We start from the raw sequence: 19696 nt of genomic DNA, 5'->3' as shown, positions 1-19696 counted from the left end.
AACTATCTTAGTGTGATCAAATAAACTATGGCTTTTCAATTAAATATCCCTGCAATTACCTACACCTCAAGCCCCTCAGCTATCCTAAATATTTCAGCCTTCCTAGAAGCGTCAAGTGCTTCAAGGTATTCCTTAAGCTTTCTTTGCCATTCTTTTTCACTTTCTGATCCATACTCATTGTCAAAGGCTTTGCTGGTGGAGGTGGATTTGATTAGAAGTGCCATTTCAAATTCATTTAAAGACTTAAAGATTTCAATAAACTCGTCTTCAAATATGCAGTCAGCACCTAGAGTATCTATTAGGTCCTTTAAGCTATGAAGCCCTTCTCTTATTATTGTTATCTTTTCCTCTGGATTTTTGCAGGCTCTTATCTCCTCAGTAATTTTTCTAAACTCACTATTGGTTAGGACTTCTCCATCCTCATATTTAAAAATATTGTCTTCTGAGCGCTTTAGAGTAATAAATACTTTTTCCAGCTTATCAATTTCTAAAGCATTTTCTAGCTGTATAATTATTTCCTTAGAAACTTCTCTTATATACTTAATAAGCTCCTCATCTATTATGGATAGTTCATCGCAGAGTTTAGCTCCAGCAGAAAATATTAATTTTTCAATTTGTTCACTAGATAAACCTTCCATTCTACTGCTTATATATACCCTATCCCCTTCATTTAAATCCAGAAGTACCGCAGCTTTTCCTACAAGAACACAGCCTAAGCTATTAGTCAGTACAAGCTGAAAAATATTAATAAGCATATGAATATAATCCTTTTTAAAGCCTTTTAGCAAAGCTTCAATATCCTCACCGTTAAAAAAGGCACAGAATTTATTTTCAACCCTCAACCTATTTAAATACTCTTCTAAGCATTCCACTCCAGTCAAGTTTCGAACATCAATAGCCAACTGATAATCTATAGATCCTGGCATGTCGTGGCTTGCAAATCTAGTGTCGTATTCTTTAAAAAACAGAGGAATTCCGTAGTCTATAGTGTCTGTATATGCATAAGTCTCAGTGTTTAATCTAGTTTCATATATATTATTTAATAAACTCTTACATAGCTCTACCTTGTCCCTTAAGATCTTCTCTCCTTCTTTGAAAAGCTGCTTTACCCCTGCATTTTTAATTAAAGCTATATTATCCTTCATGGTGCTCTGCTGTTTCAAATAAAGTCCTATGGTAAAACAAATGGACAACATAATCTGCTCAGCCACTTCTACTCTAACAGAGGAGCTCTCATATCTTGTATAATAAGAAACAGTTTCCTCAAGCAGTTCTATAAGTTGAAACTGAACCTTCTCCAGCTGTTTTGTGCTGAGAAGCTTATTGGAATAAAGAAGCTGAAGCATAGACTGAAAATAATGCTCCTTGCTTACTAAACCTAGTAACGACTCCTCTTGATTAATAATAAAGTTTTCCACTATTCATCATATCCTTCCTCATCAAAGTAACTGTCAGATAGCTCCTCCATATCATCTTTTAAATAATCATTGGAACCGTACTTTACATTGTGAGTCAATTGATATAAGTATCTGTACCTCAATAAATCAAAATCTCCCTGACACTTATTATCAAAACAATCCTTCATAAATGAAATAAGGTCATCATCACTTATCTCGTCTAAGGTTTCATTCTTAAAGTAATAAAAGATTTCTATAAGCTCATCTATGCTTTCCACATAATTTTGCTGGTGAATATACGGCGAATCACAAAAGGCCTCAATTATTTTTGTGATTACACCTCCACCAAACTCTATTCTTCCATTGCTGTTCAATGAACTATTCCTTGTGTCCACGATAGCTCTTATATCTTCTTCAGTAAGCTTTAAGCCATACTCTAAAGTTTCTTCGTTAATCTTCTGAATTTCCAACAAAGTCTTTTTCATTAAACTTGAGCTTTTGATAAACATTAGATTATTTTCCACGAATTAACCTCCTAACTTTTTTTAGAATACCTATTGACTTCTGTTTGAAAATGTGTTATATTTAAATTATATATAAACTAAGTCATTCAATATGAATAATTCTATCATTGCGCTTGTTAAACGTCAATGATATTTTTTATTGTTTAAAAACTTATATTTTAGATAAAACTGTATATAATTATGCTGTATATAGATTAAATGTACATTGATCATAGAAAGAATAAAAAAGAATTTATGTCGCCTGCCAGAATTTCTTCACATACGTTCAGAAAAGGCAGATGCGCAAAAAAATCACTAAAGAAAATCACTTTAGTGATTTTTTATACCCTTTTTTACTTTATTCCCCCCCTATATTGGTATGTACTCAAGGTACCATTAACCAATATCACTAAAGCTTCAAATCTTAAAGCATTAACCTTTTGCTCTATTAAAGAATAGCGTTGAAAGAAGTGTTTGTGTTAGGCTCATTTGCTACAGAGGTTACAAATGAAGTTAAGAAAAACAGATTTTCAAGTGGGAAAGTCTGCCCTCATTATGGTCATGATGAAGTATTAAGAAATGGGAAATATAAAGAGAAACAAAGATATATCTGCAAGTTCTATCGAAAGACTTTTACCGACTTACACTCCCCCCAAAGCATAATATTAAGAAAGATACCATAATTTATTTGTTCAATCCCATACCTCTCATCCTGACACAAAATTAAAGGATTTTAGGATTAGAGAAGAAATCTATGCATAATGTATGTAAAATATTTGAAATTATACCTCTACATGTTATATAATAAAATAATTAGAGAATTATAGATTTTTCTGGCACAATGGTAAGAAATGTGAAGCTAAGAAAGTTTATATAATATACATGATGATGAGGAGGATTTTTATGAAGAACCCATATGAGACATGCCCCACTTTTGAAACAGAAAGTTTTATTTTAAGACTGGTTTCAGAAGAAGATTCCGAAGGTCTACTTAAATGTTATTCTGATAGTAAGGCACAAAAAATTTTTAACTCTGATAAGTGTACAGGTGATTTTTGTATTTACAAAAATGAGGATATGTTACAATGTATTAAAGCTTGGCTTTACGCATATTCTCAACAAGAATTTATACGCTTTGCAATTATAGATAAATCACTATCTAAAGCTATTGGAACAGTAGAAATGTTTGGTTATGTTGGTAAATATAAAGTTAAAACTGGAATACTCCGAGTTGATGTTTCTTCTGAATACGAAAAGGCACATTACTTAACCCAAATATTTAGTGTTTGTAACGAGAACTTTTTTGATTTGTTTGAGGTTGATATCATTGCAACTAAAGCAATCCCTCAAGCTGTTGAAAGGCGGAATACATTATTAAAAATTGACTTTTATGAAGACAATGCCTATGAAGGAGATCACTATTTTGTACGTTCAAAATAAACATAATCTACAGTAAACTTAATATTCTTAAAATGTGCATTAAGGGAACTTTTAAAAAGTTCCCTTAAAAAATTGCATATTAAATTCCATATCTTATAAAATAGCGTAAACTATAAATATAAATTGCATTTTTGAAAGGGGTTTTCTATGTCTTTGTATAAATTACCTTTAGGAATTAGAATTCCTACTAATGATGAATATCCTAATGAATATGATGTTAAATCAATTAACACTGCTAGAGATACCGCAAATATAACTGAAGGTTTTAAAATAGCTAAGGTTTCAGACCAAAATTTCACTTACTTTGCAGAAGTAAATCTCGATGTGGATAAAATCTGGGATGTATTTTCCCATTTAGCAAATAACTTGATAGATCATATTGCTTACGGAATTTTAGGCTTTAAGGATGAAGAACCTCTACTAAGCAATTTTGCTGAAAAACAAGCTATTATAAATATTTTCGAAGAATACAAATTTGAACTAACAAATGACGGCTATCTAGAATTTGGTATAGCCTACTACGACAACAGCACACTGAATGAAATATATATTTCAAGCTTTAAATACATGAGAATATGGACAACAAAAAAAGAGCCATTAATCAAGTGCTTAAATAACTTTGGAATAATTGAATCAGACAATCTTCAATTTATTGATAGCTTTCCTGTTGTATCAGAAGCACTTTCCGCTGACAGTTCTAACGGTATAAGGCACTATTCAGAAGTTATTAGCTGCATAGAAGAAGAGTTCAACAAATTATGAGTTTAAACTTACTGCTTAATAGTGATTATATGAAATATGTCCAAGTTATTTGGGGATATCAATTATGAATATTAACTTAAATGAATACTTTAAAATGCAAAAAAAATTTAGTGGAAGTGTATTGTTATCAAAAAATAACGAAATTATATTTAATGAATCCTATGGATATTCAAATAAGGAAAAAGGAATAAAAAATACACCTGAAACAAAATTCATGATTGGCTCTATGACGAAGTCGATAACTGCATTATGTATTATGCAGTTATCAGAAAAAGGTTTCCTTTCAACACAACAGAATGTTGAAGATTATATTCCAGACTTCTACAATGGTCATGGAATTACAATTCATCATCTTCTAACTCATACTTCTGGGATACCTAATCACTTGACTCTAAAAAATCAAATAAAATGGGGACAACGTCATCCCCCCAAGAAATACTACAAATTGTAAAAGGTTATAAATTGAAATTCCCTGCTGGCGAAAAATGGTCCTACGGTAATACTAATTATCTTATTCTTGGCTTGATAATCGAAAAGATTTCTGGAATGAATTATCACCAATATGTTAAAAATCATATATTTATTCCTGCTAAAATGAATAATTCAGGTTTTATTCAGGAAGAACAAAAAAATGTAGCCAATGGCTATATTAATGGTAAAAAAGGGTTCTATATTGACCCATCACTGTGTTTTGCTGCTGGTGATATTGTATCAACTGTTGGTGATTTTTATTTGCTTGATAGAGCAATTAAGGATGGCAAACTATTGAAACCCCAAACAGTAAAGGAAATGCAAAAGCCTCACTACGACGGTAAATATGTAAAGTATGGGTATGGATTGCTTGTAAAAAACAATTTCGATTGTAAAAGTATATGCCATGGTGGATCACTTCCAAGTGGTTATACTTCTCATTTTGAGAAATATATTGATGATGATATTACCATTGTTGTATTAAGCAATGATATAGTAAGCTACCAATTCTTATCAATGAAAGGGGCTGGTGGTACATATATAAGTAGAGAGATTGCTTCATTAATTTATGGTAAAAAGTTAGGTGCTTTAAAGAAGATATTCTAAAAGAGATTCTTATATATAGGTAGTTACTGCACATCTTTCTTCAATATCGAAATAAAAACAGTATTAATATCCGTGAATATTAATACTGTTTATTTGTTATTATCAATGATATACTTTGTTTTGCACCTAAAAACGGAAGCAGTTGCCTAAAATACTACCTATTTTCATAAACTTCTATGTTTCTTTACTTCTTTACTTTTTTAAAACCTATACAAACTTCTCTCTTGTCCTCATTTTATTCCAAACCTTATGGCATCTCCATATCCTTGAGAAAGCTGATATTATAACCAGCATTAAGGTTATATAAAGCAATATATATCCATACCTAAGGTCTAGCCCTTCATAGCCAAGCATAAATGCTCCTGGTATTAAAAAAAAGTTTACCGCTGCTACTCTTCCAAGATGATCAAATACAAAGAAGGAGCTTTTAAGATCGTCATACTTTTTAATAAGCTTAGAGGTTATCAAAAACTCTGAAAACTTAAATATGATAACTAGTATAAACCACCTTGGGACTAAACCATATAGGCTCAGCACAATATTCGAAGAGCTTATGAAAATCAAATCCGCAGTAACATCGAAGTAGCTGCCAAACCGAGATGAAGCTTTCGTTTTTCTAGCGACTTTCCCATCTATTAAATCTGTTAAACATATTATTATAAATAAAATCACCGCTGCATTTATAAGTGTTTTATGAGCTTCATTTACTTCTACCAGCCTTATAAGATATATCCATACCACTGTCAATACAATTCGTAATGATGTTAAAATATTAGGAAGCCATTTTAACATTGCCATAATCTATTTCCCAGCAAAGCTTTTTCCTGTTTTATAAGCTAAAGTCTCATCTGCCTTCCCACTCTTAAAGCCTATTTTTTCCGTAGCTTTCACACTACCTAATTGTTGTTCCAAGGTATCTAATTCCCCATTATTCAATTGTCCACCAGTGGCAAATAAAAGTATTTTAGCATTTGTTAAGCTTTTTACTGAATTCATGTACTGAGTTAAAACCGGTGAGATTTGCCCCATATACACTGGAGAACCAAAGACTACAATGGAATATTCGGAGAGATCTGTTTTGAGATGCTTTCCTGGATTGTCTAAAGTGACCTCATAGCCAGCATCATGGATTCCCTTAGCCAGGTTCTCAGCTACTTTATCTGTCTTTCCTCCCCTAGAAGGTTGATATACAATTAGCGCCTCCTTACTATTTCCGTTTGTAATATTTAATACCCTTCTGTTATCTCCATAGTCCTTTGTATTTGACCTTGTGTACCACGAGCAAAATACAACTGCTATAACACATATACCAACAAAACCAAAAAACACTTTTCCTATGATTTTTAATATATTGACCATACTACACCTCTCATTAATAAAATTTTATACTATATAGATTAAAGGGTTCCTATAGGGTACCATTACGAAAACTTAAGTTACGCATGTTCAAAAATCATGCATCTATGAACTTTAGGCATGCATGACTTAATAGTTGAATTTAGATGTCCCCCTTCAATCCTTAGAATCAAAATATGCTAAAGTTACACCATGATTACTGGATTAACAACTTATACAAAGTCTTTACATTAGTTAATATCATAGCTTTCGTTCCTTCTCTATCACTGTCTACTAGTCCTCTGTTATTAATCCATTTGCAGAACTCCCCGTGAAAATAGCTGTGCAATATATTGGCCACCTGCTTAGCCTTATCATCATCAATTTCACTATTAGCAATCTTAACAAGAGTTACAAAACCCTCCCCAGGTCTGTGTATACTTATAGCCACTTCCGGAGAAGGTCTCCCTCCTAAAGAATCAAACCACATAAACCTATACCAGCCTGGATGTTCCATAAAAAAGTCTATCACTTTCGATATAGTTAAATATATTTTGTTCTCCCCCTGCTGCTGCTCACTGTCCCCTGAGTTTGAATAATCCATCATCAAACTAAGCAGTTTGCTTAAAGACTCCCAAAATATTTCATCTAAACTTCCAAAATAATTGTATAAGTTCGTATGAGCACAACCAATTTCCTTAGCAATATCTCGTAAGGTTACCTCTTTTATCCCTTGCTTCTCATCAATTAGCCTTAAAGCCGTTTCTATAATAATTTCTTTATTCACCTGTTTTTTATTAATAACCATCTGAGTTGCTCCCTTCATTACCAGCGGTAATTACCACTGGTAATATAATAACAATAATATACTTTTATGTCAATAGTATTCATAACAACCTATAGGATACAGGAATTATATGAGATTTTGTAACCAGGCTTTGAATGACTGCCCCCTTATTTTCACACAGTACTTTTAATAAATCCTTGATTATAAACCAATGAAAAAAGAGCCCAGCCACCGGCCAAGCCCTTTAATATCCTACACAAGCTTCATTTCAAATATTCCGCTCAAATTAAGCTTTTCTATTCTTCTAGCTATTTCACTCTTATCTATAGTATACAAGCCTAAAGCATCCATTCTCTTAAAATACTCTGAGCCAGCAAAGGTGAATCTTGCCTTTCTTCCCTCTCTAGTTTCAGATCTCTCATTTGCATAAGCTATCATATCGCCAATAGCTGTAGCCCTTGGAAGTATCAAAGCTGGCATTCCTAGACCATACCTTACTGCATTGTGACCTGCTAAGGTTCCAGTACATATTGCCTCTGTATGTCCTACAAACAAGCCTGCTTTTTCTCCAGCACAGAATAGATTATCCACTCCTGTTACCTTCATTTCATCAGTTCTTGGTGCAACTGACAAATATCTTATAGAGTTTCCCTTACTTCCTGCATATGGATCCACGTATTTTGCACTCTCTAGTCCCTTTATTTTTCTAAGCTTTTCTAAAGGGTAATAGGTGGTCATAAGCTTGGCGTGGCCAGTATCCAGAAGGATGATATTTTCCGCAAACTCCTTTAAAGCATACTGCTGACATACCTTTGTCTCCAGCTTTCCATAGTTTACATCTTCCTTTGGTATCTGAAGAATAACAACTCCTGTCTCATCCAATTGTTCTACGATTTCATCAGATAAGCTTTCCTTAGCTAGTTTGCAGGATCCGCTAAAAGCTCCAAGCTCATCGCCATTTCTCTCACCCTGTATATCCCTAACCCCTGCTCTCTCACTTATACTAATCCTTGGTCCAAAAGCAGGACATCTCAATATACACATAGAGCATCCATTACCATACCTTAAGCAGTTGCCCATTGGTCCTGTAGAGCCAGTAGCCTCAATAAATACATCGCCCTCCACATAGTCACCATCTGCCAGGTATATGCCAGTTATCTTCTTGCCCTCCATACTTATATCCGTAACTCTAGCAACAGTATGGACATTTATCCCCATATCCTTTATATATCTAGAAACTTCACCTTCTATTTTATTTACATCATATAAGCTTGCATGTTTATGTCCCGGGAAATCAATATCCCTATGCCTGCTTACCTTATCTGTTACATTAATAAGATCTCCTGCTCCCAGTGCGATTAGTTCCTCTGAAGCGGTATACCTTCCGTTGTTCCTCATTATCCCGCCTACGTTTCCTAATCCAAGCAAAAGATCAGTTTTTTCAAAAATGTGTACTTCTGCTCCAGCTTTCTTAGCTGCAATTGCTGCTGCGCACCCAGCCCAGCCTCCACCTATTACAACTATCTTCATATAAATCTTCTCCCCTCAAAAATATTCCTTGGATCTGTCTGCACTTTGCATAGTCTCTTTACCCTGTGTCCCTGGAACCTTGCAGTACAACTACCACAAACCCCTTCCCCACAGCACATTTTTGCATTGTTGCAGCAGGACACCTTAACCTCTCTCTGATTAATGCTGTCTAAGAACTCGATAACCTTATAGCTCAATATATCTGCCCCAGCTACATGAATAAGCTTTACTCCATTCTTTATTTCTTCCTCTATTGTCTTCTTTATTTCATCAGAAAGCTTACCCTTGTCAATGGTATTAATCTCTTCATAGCCATCAGTATATTGAGCAAGGTATTCATCTACATATACTTCTTTATAGGGAGACTTATCCATTATTATCTTTAAAGCATTCTTGTTGTTTGACAGCTTCCTAATAACAGGAATTGCTGGAGCCATACCTATTCCTCTAGCAATAACCAAGGCTTTGCTATCCTTTAATTCATTTATTGATTTAAGCCCAAATACTCCATTCCAGTAAGGCCCTCTAATAACCATCTCATCATCTATCTTTATATCTAATAACTTCTTTGTTTTAATTCCCCTTATTTCAATCATCAATGACACTAAGTCGGTTTCTATATCGGATTCCATAATAGATATTGGCACATCGAAATAGAAGTTTTCATCAGTTCGTATAAATACATAACTACCAGGATGGACTAAATCTAAGGCAAGCTTGTGTGGGGCAATGAACCTTATAAGTAATATATCTCCTTCAAGGTGAGCTACTTCCTTTACCTTACATCTAAAAGTCTCTCTACCCTTTTTAGCCACATTCCCATTATTATTAAACTCTTGATATATACAAACACCTTTCCAACTCAGGCAATCACAAAAACACTTCCCATGGAGCTGCGAGCAAAGTATGCATTCCCCAGCTTCTGCTAAATGACAAGGGCATGCTTCTGTTCTTAAAAAGCAGCCTTTCTAAACGTATTTTTTATAGCAATACATTTTTTAACAAATATAGATCAGGTTTAAGATATATAAACTCTTTAATAGCCATATAGATTTTTATTTTTCCTAAAAAGCCCTTAGCTTTACCAGAGCTCTAAAAATAATTTTGGATTATTAGGAGACATTCTATACTAAATCCTTCCTAGGGGTATATAGATAATATAAATGAATGCCTATAGGTATGTATTTAAAAAATGTTGGTGAATAATAACTTCATTATAAAATGTAACTTTTCAGTGAAAACTTCTTTCTGCATACTTACATTGTGACTCTTTTGTATACTAAATTAATTATTTAACAATACATAGTCCATAACTTTGTCCTCTATCCAATACTCCCAAAACACTTAACAACATTTTTTTAATACATTAATATATAGAGTCAAACCCTACATATAACCCTCTCCTAAATATTAGTGCACCACCTCAAAGTAGAATTTTAAGTCCATACGGCACTCCCAAATACCTAACAACATTTTTTTAATACATTCCCATATAGAGTAGAAACCTTATATATCCCCCCTCTCAAAGCTATATACCACTCTGTAGTAGATTTTTCATTTTCATATTCTTTCACAGAACCATAATAGTATGAAAAATATCTGTTAGCTTAATCATAAAATAATTATATAATTTTATTCCAATAGCATCATAGTCTAAAAACCATAGGAAATTAACACTAAATTTGATAATTAAATCATTGTATGGCATAATGAAATAATTACCAAAACAGATTACTATTCATTTCTAAAAGATTAAAACCCTAACTTTATAATACTTACATTACGGAGGTTCAAAGTTATGACAACATTGCAATCAGAGAACTTATTCTTAAGACCATTATCCTTTAATGAACTGTTATATTTACATAATAATGAATTAGGTTCCTTGAAAATATTTATAGAAGCAGAAGCCTTGTCTGATTCTATCCAATCAGCCATCTCTAAGAAAATAGAAAAGATGAAACATGTTAGTGACAAAGTGCATCAGTGGTATACTTACTGGCTCATCATTGATAAAGCTAGTGAGAAAGGTATTGGGTTTATTGGTTTTAAAGGCTTGTCTAATGAAGACAGCTATATAGAGGTTGGCTATAGCATTTCTCCTAATTATAGAAAGAAAGGTTTTATGACAGAGGCTCTAAAAACACTAATAGACCATACTTATACTTTTAAAACTTTTAAAGGTATAACTGCAAAAAAAGTTTTAAAAACGAATATTGGTTCTATAAAAGTATTGACTAATTGCAACTTCAGCCTCATCGGTTCAGATGAAGAAAAGTATACTTACCTACTTGATTTTTAGTAAAGCAGAACTCATCAATTTCATATAAAAATGATATATCCTTAACTATTTTTCTGGATAAATAAACTATAGACTTCATAGTTGAAAGTCTAAGTTAACTTTCGATACAAGAACTCTTTAGAGGTGATTAAAAACATGAAAGAAATAAGAAAAGAATCTGACTTAATAATTTTAAGGACTACCAGAGAAGATGATTTGAATTTTGTACTAGCTGCTGAAGAACAACCTGTCAACGCAAGGAGTATATCATCTGTATTTATAATAAAAATAGATGGCAATCACTAAGACTTGCCACCTAAAATATTAAATTAGGAGTATATATCTGAAAACTCTATACTGATTCTTTCTACATTAGTTTGTGAATTCATCTCTCTAACCACATTATTGTCCTCTTCTATAACCTCTACAGGTAAAACTATTGAGAATTCTGTTCCTTCCCCTACTTTACTCTTAACAGCTATAGTACCTCCGTGAAGCTCTATTAGTGCTTTAACCAAGGATAATCCTATTCCAGTTCCTTGGGCTTTATTTAAACCTCCATCAGCTTGTCTATATCTTTCAAATATAAGATTTAGCTTATCTTCCTCTATTCCAATACCAGTATCCTTAACGATTATATTTATTCTATCTTCCAAATCTCCAACATATACAAATATCATATCTCCTGGTCCTGTGAACTTAATAGCATTAGATAGCAAATTTAATATTATCCTCTCTAATTTATCATGATCAAAAGCCATAAACTTTTCCTCTATGTCTGTATCAAAAACTATATTTATATTTTTACTTTCACAATAGCTCACTACAGACATAGTTATATCCTCAACAATCTCAACTATATTTCCATTATGCCTATTTAATTCAAAGAAACCAGAATCAATCTTGGATAAATCAATGAGATTATTAACCAACCTTAAGAGCCTGTAGCAATTCTGTTTTATAGTCTTATGATAATTCTGAATTTTTTCTATAGAATTCACTATGGTATTTTCTGTTTTGTAGAATCCTAGTATTTGTATTGCTCCTAATATTACATTTAATGGGGTACGAAGTTCATGAGAAACGTTAGCAAAGTGCTCTGTTATAAGTTTATTCAAGGTTACTGTATCTTCAAGTTGTTTGCCTTTCTCCTCTATATCTACTGATAGCTTTTCTACCTTCTTTTTATCAGTCAAATCCTTCATTACTATTAAAACAGAAGGAGCTCCCTGATATAGTATCCTGGTACACTTAATCTTGACAAAGATACGTTTTCCATCTAAGGTAAAAAACATTGTATTTTTAACAGAAGTATTTCGTTTATTATTAATTACGTCTCTTATCAAAGCTCTACAAACAGTCAAATCTTCCTTATCAATAGTTTTAAAGACATCAGTCTTGATCATTTCCTCAACACTTGAAAAACCGAACATTCTTGCAGCAGTTTCATTAGAGAATACCTGCCTCTTATTGGAGTAAATAAATATAACATCACTAGAGTCCTCGATTAAAATTTTATAACACTCTTCACTATTGAGTAATGCTTTTTCAAACATAATTCTTAACTCATCTTGTTTATCCAATTTATCAGTCACATCCACTAGTGCTCCGCTAATATTATCAAAAGGTTCCCTCAGTCCAATCTGAACTATGGCCTTATATCTCAAGTAAAATGCTATAGTCCTAAGTACAAAGGCACTGGTATTTTCAATGGAATGGTTATGGTTAAAAAATATGAAAAGTAGCTCATTTAAAATATTAAGAACTATTGATAGCTCCATATAAAAAACTAAGCCTATGTTTAATTTATTTAGACTTTTCTTAAAGATTGTTAGACTTGCAAAGAATATTAAAATTATGATTACCCTACTTATATTATTAAAAGTTGTATTACCCACTCCTTCAACATAGTTAACCGGAAAGTTTCTAAAAATGTAAACACTTAAAATAATAGAAATGAAGAGAATTAAATATAAGAGCTTTATTGCTCTTATATTCAATTCTTTTTTATCTAGATACAAGACTATACTGGAAAGAAGAACTGTTATACCCCCAATATACCTGCCAATAATCCAAAGACTTGCAGCTAAATTATTAGGTTCTAATCCAAATAAGCCTACATTAAAATATGAAACAGTGTGAAGCATATCTACTACCCCAACTACAAGAGATCCTATTCCTAAAACCATAAAGAAATCGTTTCTTACCATTCTATGAGTATTATTGGCAAATAGATATATAGCGAAACATACAACTATCCCTATAAGCATAACTATGCTATGAAAAAATAAATAATCTATCTTTACCATTTTTACAGAAACTACTGTGCTTAAAAATATTAATAGTAAACATTTTATAATCTCGTTCCTCATATTAAAATCTTCAAAATTACTAACAATCTCTTTTGCTTTTTTTATCATTTTATCACCTACACTTATAAATTTTGTTCTTTTAATTTTTATCTTTCTACATTCGAGTACTAAACACCTTTTGATTCCTCTTATAACTATAAGTGGTTTTATAGTTCAATAAACATAAACTAATACTCTTACTACTCTAAAACATAATTATTCTGTGAAGTATATTTCATAAAAATAAAAAACAAGCCACATCAAAATCGATGGCTTGTCTAAAAAAATATTTTTATAATATTACTTAAGGATTATTTTATCAATCTGAACTATAATAAGTTTATTGTCAAATTTACCTTAGCATATATTGCCAGCACATTAGATGTCAAATAGTGTAAAAGTATAGATATAAATCTAAAGGTATCTTTAAGCCAACGATTCGCATTTCTGTCTGTAGCTTTAAATAATACATTTTAATTATCCCCCCATTCTTTTAAATTTTTCACTTAATCAACCTCTCCTCCCTATAGAAATTTCATCAAGTTATATTTTCTTGATTAACCATATTATAGCAACTTATTGTGTGCAAGCGCTATATTTACTGTAATAAATTTGTAATACATACTAGCATTAATAACCTTCTACTTTTCAATATTATTATCTTATTTCTTTCTACATATATTTTTAAAATCGAGTAGGAGCTGAATAATTATTTTATTCAGCGTCCTCTCACACCACCGTGCATACCGGTCTGGTACACGGCGGTTCTTTAAGTTGAATGAATTTTAATATATTGACGCGTTAGGCTTTTTAAGCCTAAGTCCGAGAAGAATTTATTTGTAAGAGTTGTGTTTAATATTGCACTATTTGCTACTCGCCAGTATCCTTTGCGGGTATTGGCAAACTTTATAGCTTGGTAGTGTTCAAGTCCCAGCTTCTTAAGGTTTTTATATCTAGTTCTAACTTTCTTCCACTGTTTCCATATACACATTCTTAATCTTTTCCTTATCCAAATATCTAAATGCTCCACTATTCCTTTGCATTTGGCTATTCCATAATAGTTAATCCAACCAATATTAATTTGGTTCAATTTTTCTATTCTTTGTTCCAAAGTTATCGGTTTTGATCTAGATAGGACTTCTCTGATTTTATCTTTGTATCTCTTTAACGATTGCTTTGATATAGATGAGTATGCTTTACCAAACATTAGGTTTAGCGTGAATCCTAGAAACTTTCTCTTCCAAGGTCTATCTACTGCACTTTTATCTCTGTTCACCTTCAATTTGAGTTTGCCTTCAATGAAATTTGTTATATTTGCCATTACTCTTTTCCCAGCTCTCTCACTTTTAACATAGATATTACAGTCGTCCGCGTAGCGACAAAATTTATGACCTCTCATTTCTAACTCTTTATCTAGTTCATCTAGCATTATGTTAGATAATAGTGGACTCAACGGTCCTCCTTGTGGAGTTCCTTCTTCATTTCTGACCACTACACCATTTATCATTATTCCTGACTGAAGATATTTCCTTATTAGGGATAATACTCTCTTATCCTTAATGCTTCTTGATAATTTATGCATTAAGATATCATGGTTAACCTTATCAAAGAATTTCTCTAAGTCCATATCAACAACCCACCTATAGCCATCATTGATATACTGTTCTGCTTTCTTAATTGCATCTTTAGCTCCTCTTTGAGGGCGGGAAGCCAAAGCTACTTTCAGAGAATCTTCTATCATAAATACTATTTAATTCTTGAGCAATAGCTTGTTGGATAAGTCTATCCAAAACTGTAGGTATACCTAAGAGCCTAGTTCCACCATTAGGTTTTGGAATTTCTACTCTTCTAACTGGCATTGGTCTATACTCACCATTAAGAATACTTTCTCTAATAGATATCCAGTTTGTTTTCAAAAATTGTTTAAGTTCATAAACTGTCATTCCGTCCACGCCGTGGCTACCTTTATTAGAAATTACTCTTTTAAGAGCCAAGTTCATATTATCCTTGGATAATATCCTTTCTAGTGAGCCATATTCAAATCCACTGATTTTCTCCTTTGGAGTTGCCGAGAATTCTCTATGCACTCTTTGCTTATCTTCGAGTTCCACTCTATCTTGGGCACTAGAGCCTAAATATTTAGTTTTCTGCAATCTTTGAGTATTCTGCGAAACTTTCAAACTTGAAAACCTCCTTAAAGTTCAGTCCTTCATCCGCTATCGCGATTAGCGGAGTTACTATGACTTCTGCTGACTTCTGATAGTTCAGTTACATATCGCTATGTAGGTTACCGCTTAGAAATTCATCTTTGTTAGCGATGTATCTATCAGACCTCCCCAGGTAAGAACAACAACCTTCATCTCATATATCTGCTACATTTACTCCTAGGAATTGGGATAGTGTAGGACTTCGTTTTGTATTGCAAACTCGTCCGTTCCTAGTAAGCCTTGTATGTAGTTCGTATCCCTCAGACCGAGACTTTGCCTTAAGCTTCCTTCAGATTCCACCTCACGATGGACACCCTTGCCCTTAGCTAGTGGTTCCCACTATCAAGCCCACAGCGGACTTTCACCGCCAAGTTGTTGCCCATGCTGGGCACACAATAAAAAAGCTCGCTGAAGTGGACTTCAACAAGCTTTTTTTGCGCATCTGCATTTCAGATTACATATGAGAAAAATCTGGAGTAGGAATATGTTTTGTTTCCTTTACCACATTGATAAACCCTCCGGATTTCATCTAAATGCCTTATATAAGTTTTAAAGATATGATTGGTATTTTGGGACAGAAACTCCATCTCCGTGTGCCGTTTTAAACGTAAAAAAGACTTCACAAAATGTGAAGTCTTTTTTATACCATCAAGGTATTTTATTCACCTAGCGACCACTTACTCTCCCACACAGTCGCCCATGCAGTACCATCAGCCGTTCATGTCTTAACCTTCGTGTTCGGTATGGGTACGGGTGTAACCCATGAACGCATCATCACTAGATATTGAAAGATTATTCTTTCAAAATTGCACTTAAGTTTACTTTGTAATATTTATTTTGGTTAAGCCCTCGATCTATTAGTATCGGTCAGCTGAACATGTTACCATGCTTACACCTCCGACCTATCAACCTCGTGTTCTTCAAGGGATCTTACTAGCTTACGCTATGGGAAATCTAATCTTGAGGTGGGCTTCACGCTTAGATGCCTTCAGCGTTTATCCCTTCCCGACGTAGCTACCCAGCTATGCTCCTGGCGGAACAACTGGTGAACCAGAGGTCAGTCCATCCCGGTCCTCTCGTACTAAGGACAGCTCCTCTCAAATTTCCTACGCCCGCGACGGATAGGGACCGAACTGTCTCACGACGTTCTGAACCCAGCTCGCGTGCCGCTTTAATGGGCGAACAGCCCAACCCTTGGGACCTACTTCAGCCCCAGGATGCGACGAGCCGACATCGAGGTGCCAAACCTCCCCGTCGATGTGGACTCTTGGGGGAGATCAGCCTGTTATCCCCGAGGTAGCTTTTATCCGTTGAGCGATGGCCCTCCCACGAGGTACCACCGGATCACTAAGCCCGACTTTCGTCCCTGCTCCACTTGTAAGTGTCGCAGTCAGGCTCCCTTCTGCCTTTGCACTCTACGAACGATTTCCGACCGTTCTGAGGGAACCTTTGGGCGCCTCCGTTACTTTTTTGGAGGCGACCGCCCCAGTCAAACTGCCCACCTAACAATGTCCCGTCACCAGCTTCATGGTGCCCGGTTAGAATCCCAGTACTGTCAGGGTGGTATCCCAAGGTCGACTCCACATCCCCTAACGAGGATGTTTCCCAGTCTCCCACCTATCCTGTACAGACAATACCGAAACTCAATGCTAAGCTACAGTAAAGCTCTACGGGGTCTTTCCGTCCAATCGCGGGTAGCAAGCATCTTCACTTGCACTACAACTTCGCCGGATTTACAGTTGAGACAGTGCCCAAGTCATTACGCCATTCGTGCGGGTCAGAACTTACCTGACAAGGAATTTCGCTACCTTAGGACCGTTATAGTTACGGCCGCCGTTTACTGGGGCTTAAGTTCACCGCTTCGCGTTACCGCTAACGATTCCCCTTAACCTTCCAGCACCGGGCAGGCGTCAGCCCCTATACATCAGCTTTCGCTTTAGCAGAGACCTGTGTTTTTGCTAAACAGTTGCTTGGGCCTATTCTCTGCGACCTACTCTCGTAGGCACCCCTTCTCCCGAAGTTACGGGGTCAATTTGCCGAGTTCCTTAACTGTAATTCTTCCGCCGGCCTTAGGATTCTCTCCTCACCTACCTGTGTGTCGGTTTGCGGTACGGGCACTACATTTCTCCCTAGAAGCTTTTCTTGGCAGCGTAGAATCAAGTACTTCAGCCTCAAGGGCCTTCCCCATCACACCTTAACTTAGCAAGCGGATTTGCCTACTTGCATGTCTAAGTGCTTAGACTAGCATCCAATAGCTAGCACACTCTATCTTCCTGCGTCACTCCATCGGTAATAACGATTTGCAGTGGTATCGGAATATCAACCGATTGTCCATCACCTACGCCTTTCGGCCTCGGCTTAGGTCCCGACTAACCCTCAGCGGACGAGCCTTCCTGAGGAAACCTTAGGTTTTCGGCCACTAGGATTCTCACCTAGTTCTCGCTACTAATGCCAACATACTCACTCGTAATCAGTCCACCGCTCCTTACGGTACGACTTCAGCCCGATTACGACGCTCCCCTACCCCAGTAGATTAAATCTACTAGCCGTAGCTTCGGTGATAAGTTTGAGCCCCGAACATCTTCGGCGCAGGATCTCTCGACTAGTGAGCTATTACGCACTCTTTTAATGAGTGGCTGCTTCTAAGCCAACATCCTAGTTGTCTTAGAAATCCCACATCCTTTTCCACTTAACTTATACTTTGGGACCTTAGCTGACGATCTGGGCTGTTTCCCTTTTGACTACGGATCTTATCATTCGCAGTCTGACTGCCGGACTAATACTATATGGCATTCGGAGTTTGATAAGGTTCAGTAAGCGATATGCCCCTAGCCCATTCAGTGCTCTACCTCCATTAGTCATATCCGACGCTAGCCCTAAAGCTATTTCGGGGAGAACCAGCTATCTCCGAGTTCGATTGGAATTTCTCCGCTATCCACAGCTCATCCCATGGTTTTTCAACACCAACGTGGTTCGGTCCTCCACGAAGTTTTACCTTCGCTTCAACCTGGCCATGGATAGGTCACCCGGTTTCGGGTCTACGGCATGCAACTATTCGCCCTATTCAGACTCGGTTTCCCTTCGGCTCCGTACCTTAAGTACTTAACCTCGCTACATACCGTAACTCGTTGGCTCGTTCTACAAAAAGCACATCATCACACACATATGGTGCTCTGATCGGTTGTAGGCACACGGTTTCAGGTTCTATTTCACTCCCTCCCGGGGTTCTTTTCACCTTTCCCTCACGGTACTTCTTCACTATCGGTCATCAAGTAGTATTTAGCCTTGGGAGGTGGTCCTCCCTGCTTCCCACAAGGTTTCACGTGTCTCGTGGTACTCTGGAGCAGAACTATGGTCTTCTTGTTTCACTTACAGGACTATTACCTTCTACGGTGTATCTTTCCAGATATCTTCAATTACAATAGCCACCACATTTATGTTCTGTCCGCAACCCCAAAGATAAATCTTTGGTTTGGGCTCTTCCGATTTCGCTCGCCGCTACTGACGGAATCGATTTTTCTTTCTCTTCCTCTAGGTACTTAGATGTTTCAGTTCCCTAGGTTTACCCTCTTATAGCTATGTATTCACTATAAGATACGTAGGGTTACCTACGTGAGTTTCCTCATTCGGAGATCTTTGGATCACAGGCTATTTGCGCCTACCCAAAGCTTATCGCAGCTTGTCACGTCCTTCTTCGGCTCTTGATGCCAAGGCATTCACCATGCGCCCTTTCTAACTTAACCTATGTCGTATTATTATAACCGGCGCATTACTGCGTCAGCTCGGTCACTGCGCTGCTCACTTGTTTGAAACAAGCTCCGCTGCTCGTTCGGTTGCTTCCTTGTTCTGCTTGGTTCTAATAATACTCCGAATTTGCTTCGCAAATTCTGCGTATGACTTATAGATGTACTGTTCACACTTGAGTGCGTTTGTACTAGGTATAATTCATTGCATAGATGCGTTGAACTAGTAGAACTACTTAGTAAAATGGTTAGTTTTAAGAAGTAATAGTTCGCAAATTCATTA

13 protein-coding genes, 2 rRNA genes and 3 pseudogenes are annotated in these 19696 nt (G+C 35.5%); 7 read left to right on the top strand and 11 right to left on the bottom strand.

The annotated features are described in order from the left end of the window. Window positions 1–59 precede the first annotated feature (59 nt). Together C1I91_RS10885 and C1I91_RS10880 are read right to left on the bottom strand one after the other, a co-directional pair. Window positions 60–1418, bottom strand: coding sequence for a DUF6179 domain-containing protein (locus C1I91_RS10885; RefSeq protein WP_128212910.1), 1359 nt, complete (start codon window positions 1416–1418; stop codon window positions 60–62). Continuing rightward, window positions 1418–1921 carry a DUF6323 family protein gene (locus tag C1I91_RS10880; RefSeq protein WP_128212909.1) on the bottom strand — a complete coding sequence of 168 codons (504 nt, stop codon included), beginning with the start codon at window positions 1919–1921 and terminating at the stop codon, window positions 1418–1420. Before C1I91_RS10880 ends, C1I91_RS10885 begins: the two co-directional genes overlap by 1 nt. Window positions 1922–2361: 440 nt before the next feature. Between C1I91_RS10880 and C1I91_RS10875 the strand changes: the two are divergent. The 5 genes and pseudogenes from C1I91_RS10875 to C1I91_RS29365 all read left to right on the top strand — a co-directional run. Beyond that, a pseudogene (locus C1I91_RS10875) lies at window positions 2362–2541 on the top strand (IS1/IS1595 family N-terminal zinc-binding domain-containing protein); the annotation flags it as partial. 262 nt (window positions 2542–2803) lie between these two features. Then, window positions 2804–3340, top strand: a complete 537-nt coding sequence (locus tag C1I91_RS10870) for a GNAT family N-acetyltransferase (RefSeq protein WP_128212907.1) — start codon at window positions 2804–2806, stop codon at window positions 3338–3340. A gap of 147 nt (window positions 3341–3487) precedes the next feature. Continuing rightward, the gene (locus tag C1I91_RS10865; RefSeq protein WP_128212906.1) at window positions 3488–4102 is read left to right on the top strand and encodes a hypothetical protein; all 615 of its coding nucleotides are present in this window, start codon (window positions 3488–3490) and stop codon (window positions 4100–4102) included. A 64-nt stretch (window positions 4103–4166) separates the two neighbouring features. Next, entirely contained in the window at window positions 4167–4553 is a 387-nt protein-coding gene (locus C1I91_RS29370; RefSeq protein ID WP_275051654.1) for a serine hydrolase domain-containing protein, read from the top strand. Between the two features lie 11 nt (window positions 4554–4564). After that, a complete protein-coding gene (locus C1I91_RS29365; protein ID WP_275051653.1) occupies window positions 4565–5179 on the top strand; it encodes a serine hydrolase domain-containing protein in 615 nt (204 codons plus the stop codon). A 207-nt stretch (window positions 5180–5386) separates the two neighbouring features. On the opposite strand, the gene C1I91_RS10855 is transcribed toward C1I91_RS29365, so the two are convergent. From C1I91_RS10855 to C1I91_RS10835, 5 genes and pseudogenes are all read right to left on the bottom strand, one after another. After that, entirely contained in the window at window positions 5387–5977 is a 591-nt protein-coding gene (locus C1I91_RS10855) for a CDP-alcohol phosphatidyltransferase family protein (RefSeq protein WP_128212905.1), read from the bottom strand. 3 nt (window positions 5978–5980) lie between these two features. Continuing rightward, window positions 5981–6538: a flavodoxin family protein gene (locus C1I91_RS10850; RefSeq protein ID WP_128212904.1), complete on the bottom strand. Its 558-nt coding sequence runs from the start codon at window positions 6536–6538 to the stop codon at window positions 5981–5983. Between the two features lie 193 nt (window positions 6539–6731). Further along, window positions 6732–7322 carry a TetR/AcrR family transcriptional regulator gene (locus tag C1I91_RS10845; RefSeq protein ID WP_128212903.1) on the bottom strand — a complete coding sequence of 197 codons (591 nt, stop codon included), beginning with the start codon at window positions 7320–7322 and terminating at the stop codon, window positions 6732–6734. Between the two features lie 231 nt (window positions 7323–7553). Continuing rightward, entirely contained in the window at window positions 7554–8831 is a 1278-nt protein-coding gene (locus tag C1I91_RS10840) for an FAD-dependent oxidoreductase (protein WP_128212902.1), read from the bottom strand. Further along, a pseudogene (locus tag C1I91_RS10835) lies at window positions 8828–9781 on the bottom strand (sulfide/dihydroorotate dehydrogenase-like FAD/NAD-binding protein); the annotation flags it as partial. The gene C1I91_RS10840 and the pseudogene C1I91_RS10835, both read right to left, overlap by 4 nt. An 848-nt stretch (window positions 9782–10629) precedes the next feature. Between C1I91_RS10835 and C1I91_RS10830 the strand changes: the two are divergent. Both C1I91_RS10830 and C1I91_RS28115 read left to right on the top strand, forming a co-directional pair. Further along, a complete protein-coding gene (locus tag C1I91_RS10830) occupies window positions 10630–11133 on the top strand; it encodes a GNAT family N-acetyltransferase (protein WP_128212900.1) in 504 nt (167 codons plus the stop codon). A 135-nt stretch (window positions 11134–11268) separates the two neighbouring features. Further along, a complete protein-coding gene (locus C1I91_RS28115) occupies window positions 11269–11418 on the top strand; it encodes a hypothetical protein (protein ID WP_164880498.1) in 150 nt (49 codons plus the stop codon). A gap of 23 nt (window positions 11419–11441) precedes the next feature. Here the strand turns inward: C1I91_RS28115 and C1I91_RS10825 are convergent, their stop codons facing one another. The 4 genes and pseudogenes from C1I91_RS10825 to C1I91_RS10805 all read right to left on the bottom strand — a co-directional run bounded on the left by C1I91_RS10825 (window position 11442) and on the right by C1I91_RS10805 (window position 19413). Then, entirely contained in the window at window positions 11442–13532 is a 2091-nt protein-coding gene (locus tag C1I91_RS10825) for a sensor histidine kinase (RefSeq protein WP_128212899.1), read from the bottom strand. A gap of 700 nt (window positions 13533–14232) precedes the next feature. Then, window positions 14233–15643, bottom strand: a pseudogene (gene ltrA / locus C1I91_RS10820) (group II intron reverse transcriptase/maturase). Between the two features lie 691 nt (window positions 15644–16334). Continuing rightward, a 5S ribosomal RNA gene (gene rrf / locus C1I91_RS10810) occupies window positions 16335–16452 on the bottom strand. Between the two features lie 55 nt (window positions 16453–16507). After that, window positions 16508–19413 (bottom strand): 23S ribosomal RNA (locus C1I91_RS10805). Window positions 19414–19696: the final 283 nt, after the last annotated feature.

This window comes from Clostridium manihotivorum (genome assembly GCF_004015185.1).
Classification (GTDB): domain Bacteria; phylum Bacillota; class Clostridia; order Clostridiales; family Clostridiaceae; genus Clostridium_AR; species Clostridium_AR manihotivorum.
Note: the sequence above shows the minus strand (reverse complement) of the source record. Positions and strands in the feature narration are given on the sequence as shown.

What these genes read in the sequence shown, in the direction of transcription:
- C1I91_RS29370 (WP_275051654.1), top strand. Translation starts at nt 4,167, where the DNA reads ATGAATATTAACTTAAATGAATACTTTAAAATGCAAAAAAAATTTAGT.
- C1I91_RS10870 (WP_128212907.1), top strand. Translation starts at nt 2,804, where the DNA reads ATGAAGAACCCATATGAGACATGCCCCACTTTTGAAACAGAAAGTTTT.
- C1I91_RS10845 (WP_128212903.1), bottom strand. Translation starts at nt 7,322, where the DNA reads ATGGTTATTAATAAAAAACAGGTGAATAAAGAAATTATTATAGAAACG.
- C1I91_RS10850 (WP_128212904.1), bottom strand. Translation starts at nt 6,538, where the DNA reads ATGGTCAATATATTAAAAATCATAGGAAAAGTGTTTTTTGGTTTTGTT.
- C1I91_RS10855 (WP_128212905.1), bottom strand. Translation starts at nt 5,977, where the DNA reads ATGGCAATGTTAAAATGGCTTCCTAATATTTTAACATCATTACGAATT.
- C1I91_RS10865 (WP_128212906.1), top strand. Translation starts at nt 3,488, where the DNA reads ATGTCTTTGTATAAATTACCTTTAGGAATTAGAATTCCTACTAATGAT.
- C1I91_RS28115 (WP_164880498.1), top strand. Translation starts at nt 11,269, where the DNA reads ATGAAAGAAATAAGAAAAGAATCTGACTTAATAATTTTAAGGACTACC.
- C1I91_RS10830 (WP_128212900.1), top strand. Translation starts at nt 10,630, where the DNA reads ATGACAACATTGCAATCAGAGAACTTATTCTTAAGACCATTATCCTTT.
- C1I91_RS10825 (WP_128212899.1), bottom strand. Translation starts at nt 13,532, where the DNA reads ATGATAAAAAAAGCAAAAGAGATTGTTAGTAATTTTGAAGATTTTAAT.
- C1I91_RS10840 (WP_128212902.1), bottom strand. Translation starts at nt 8,831, where the DNA reads ATGAAGATAGTTGTAATAGGTGGAGGCTGGGCTGGGTGCGCAGCAGCA.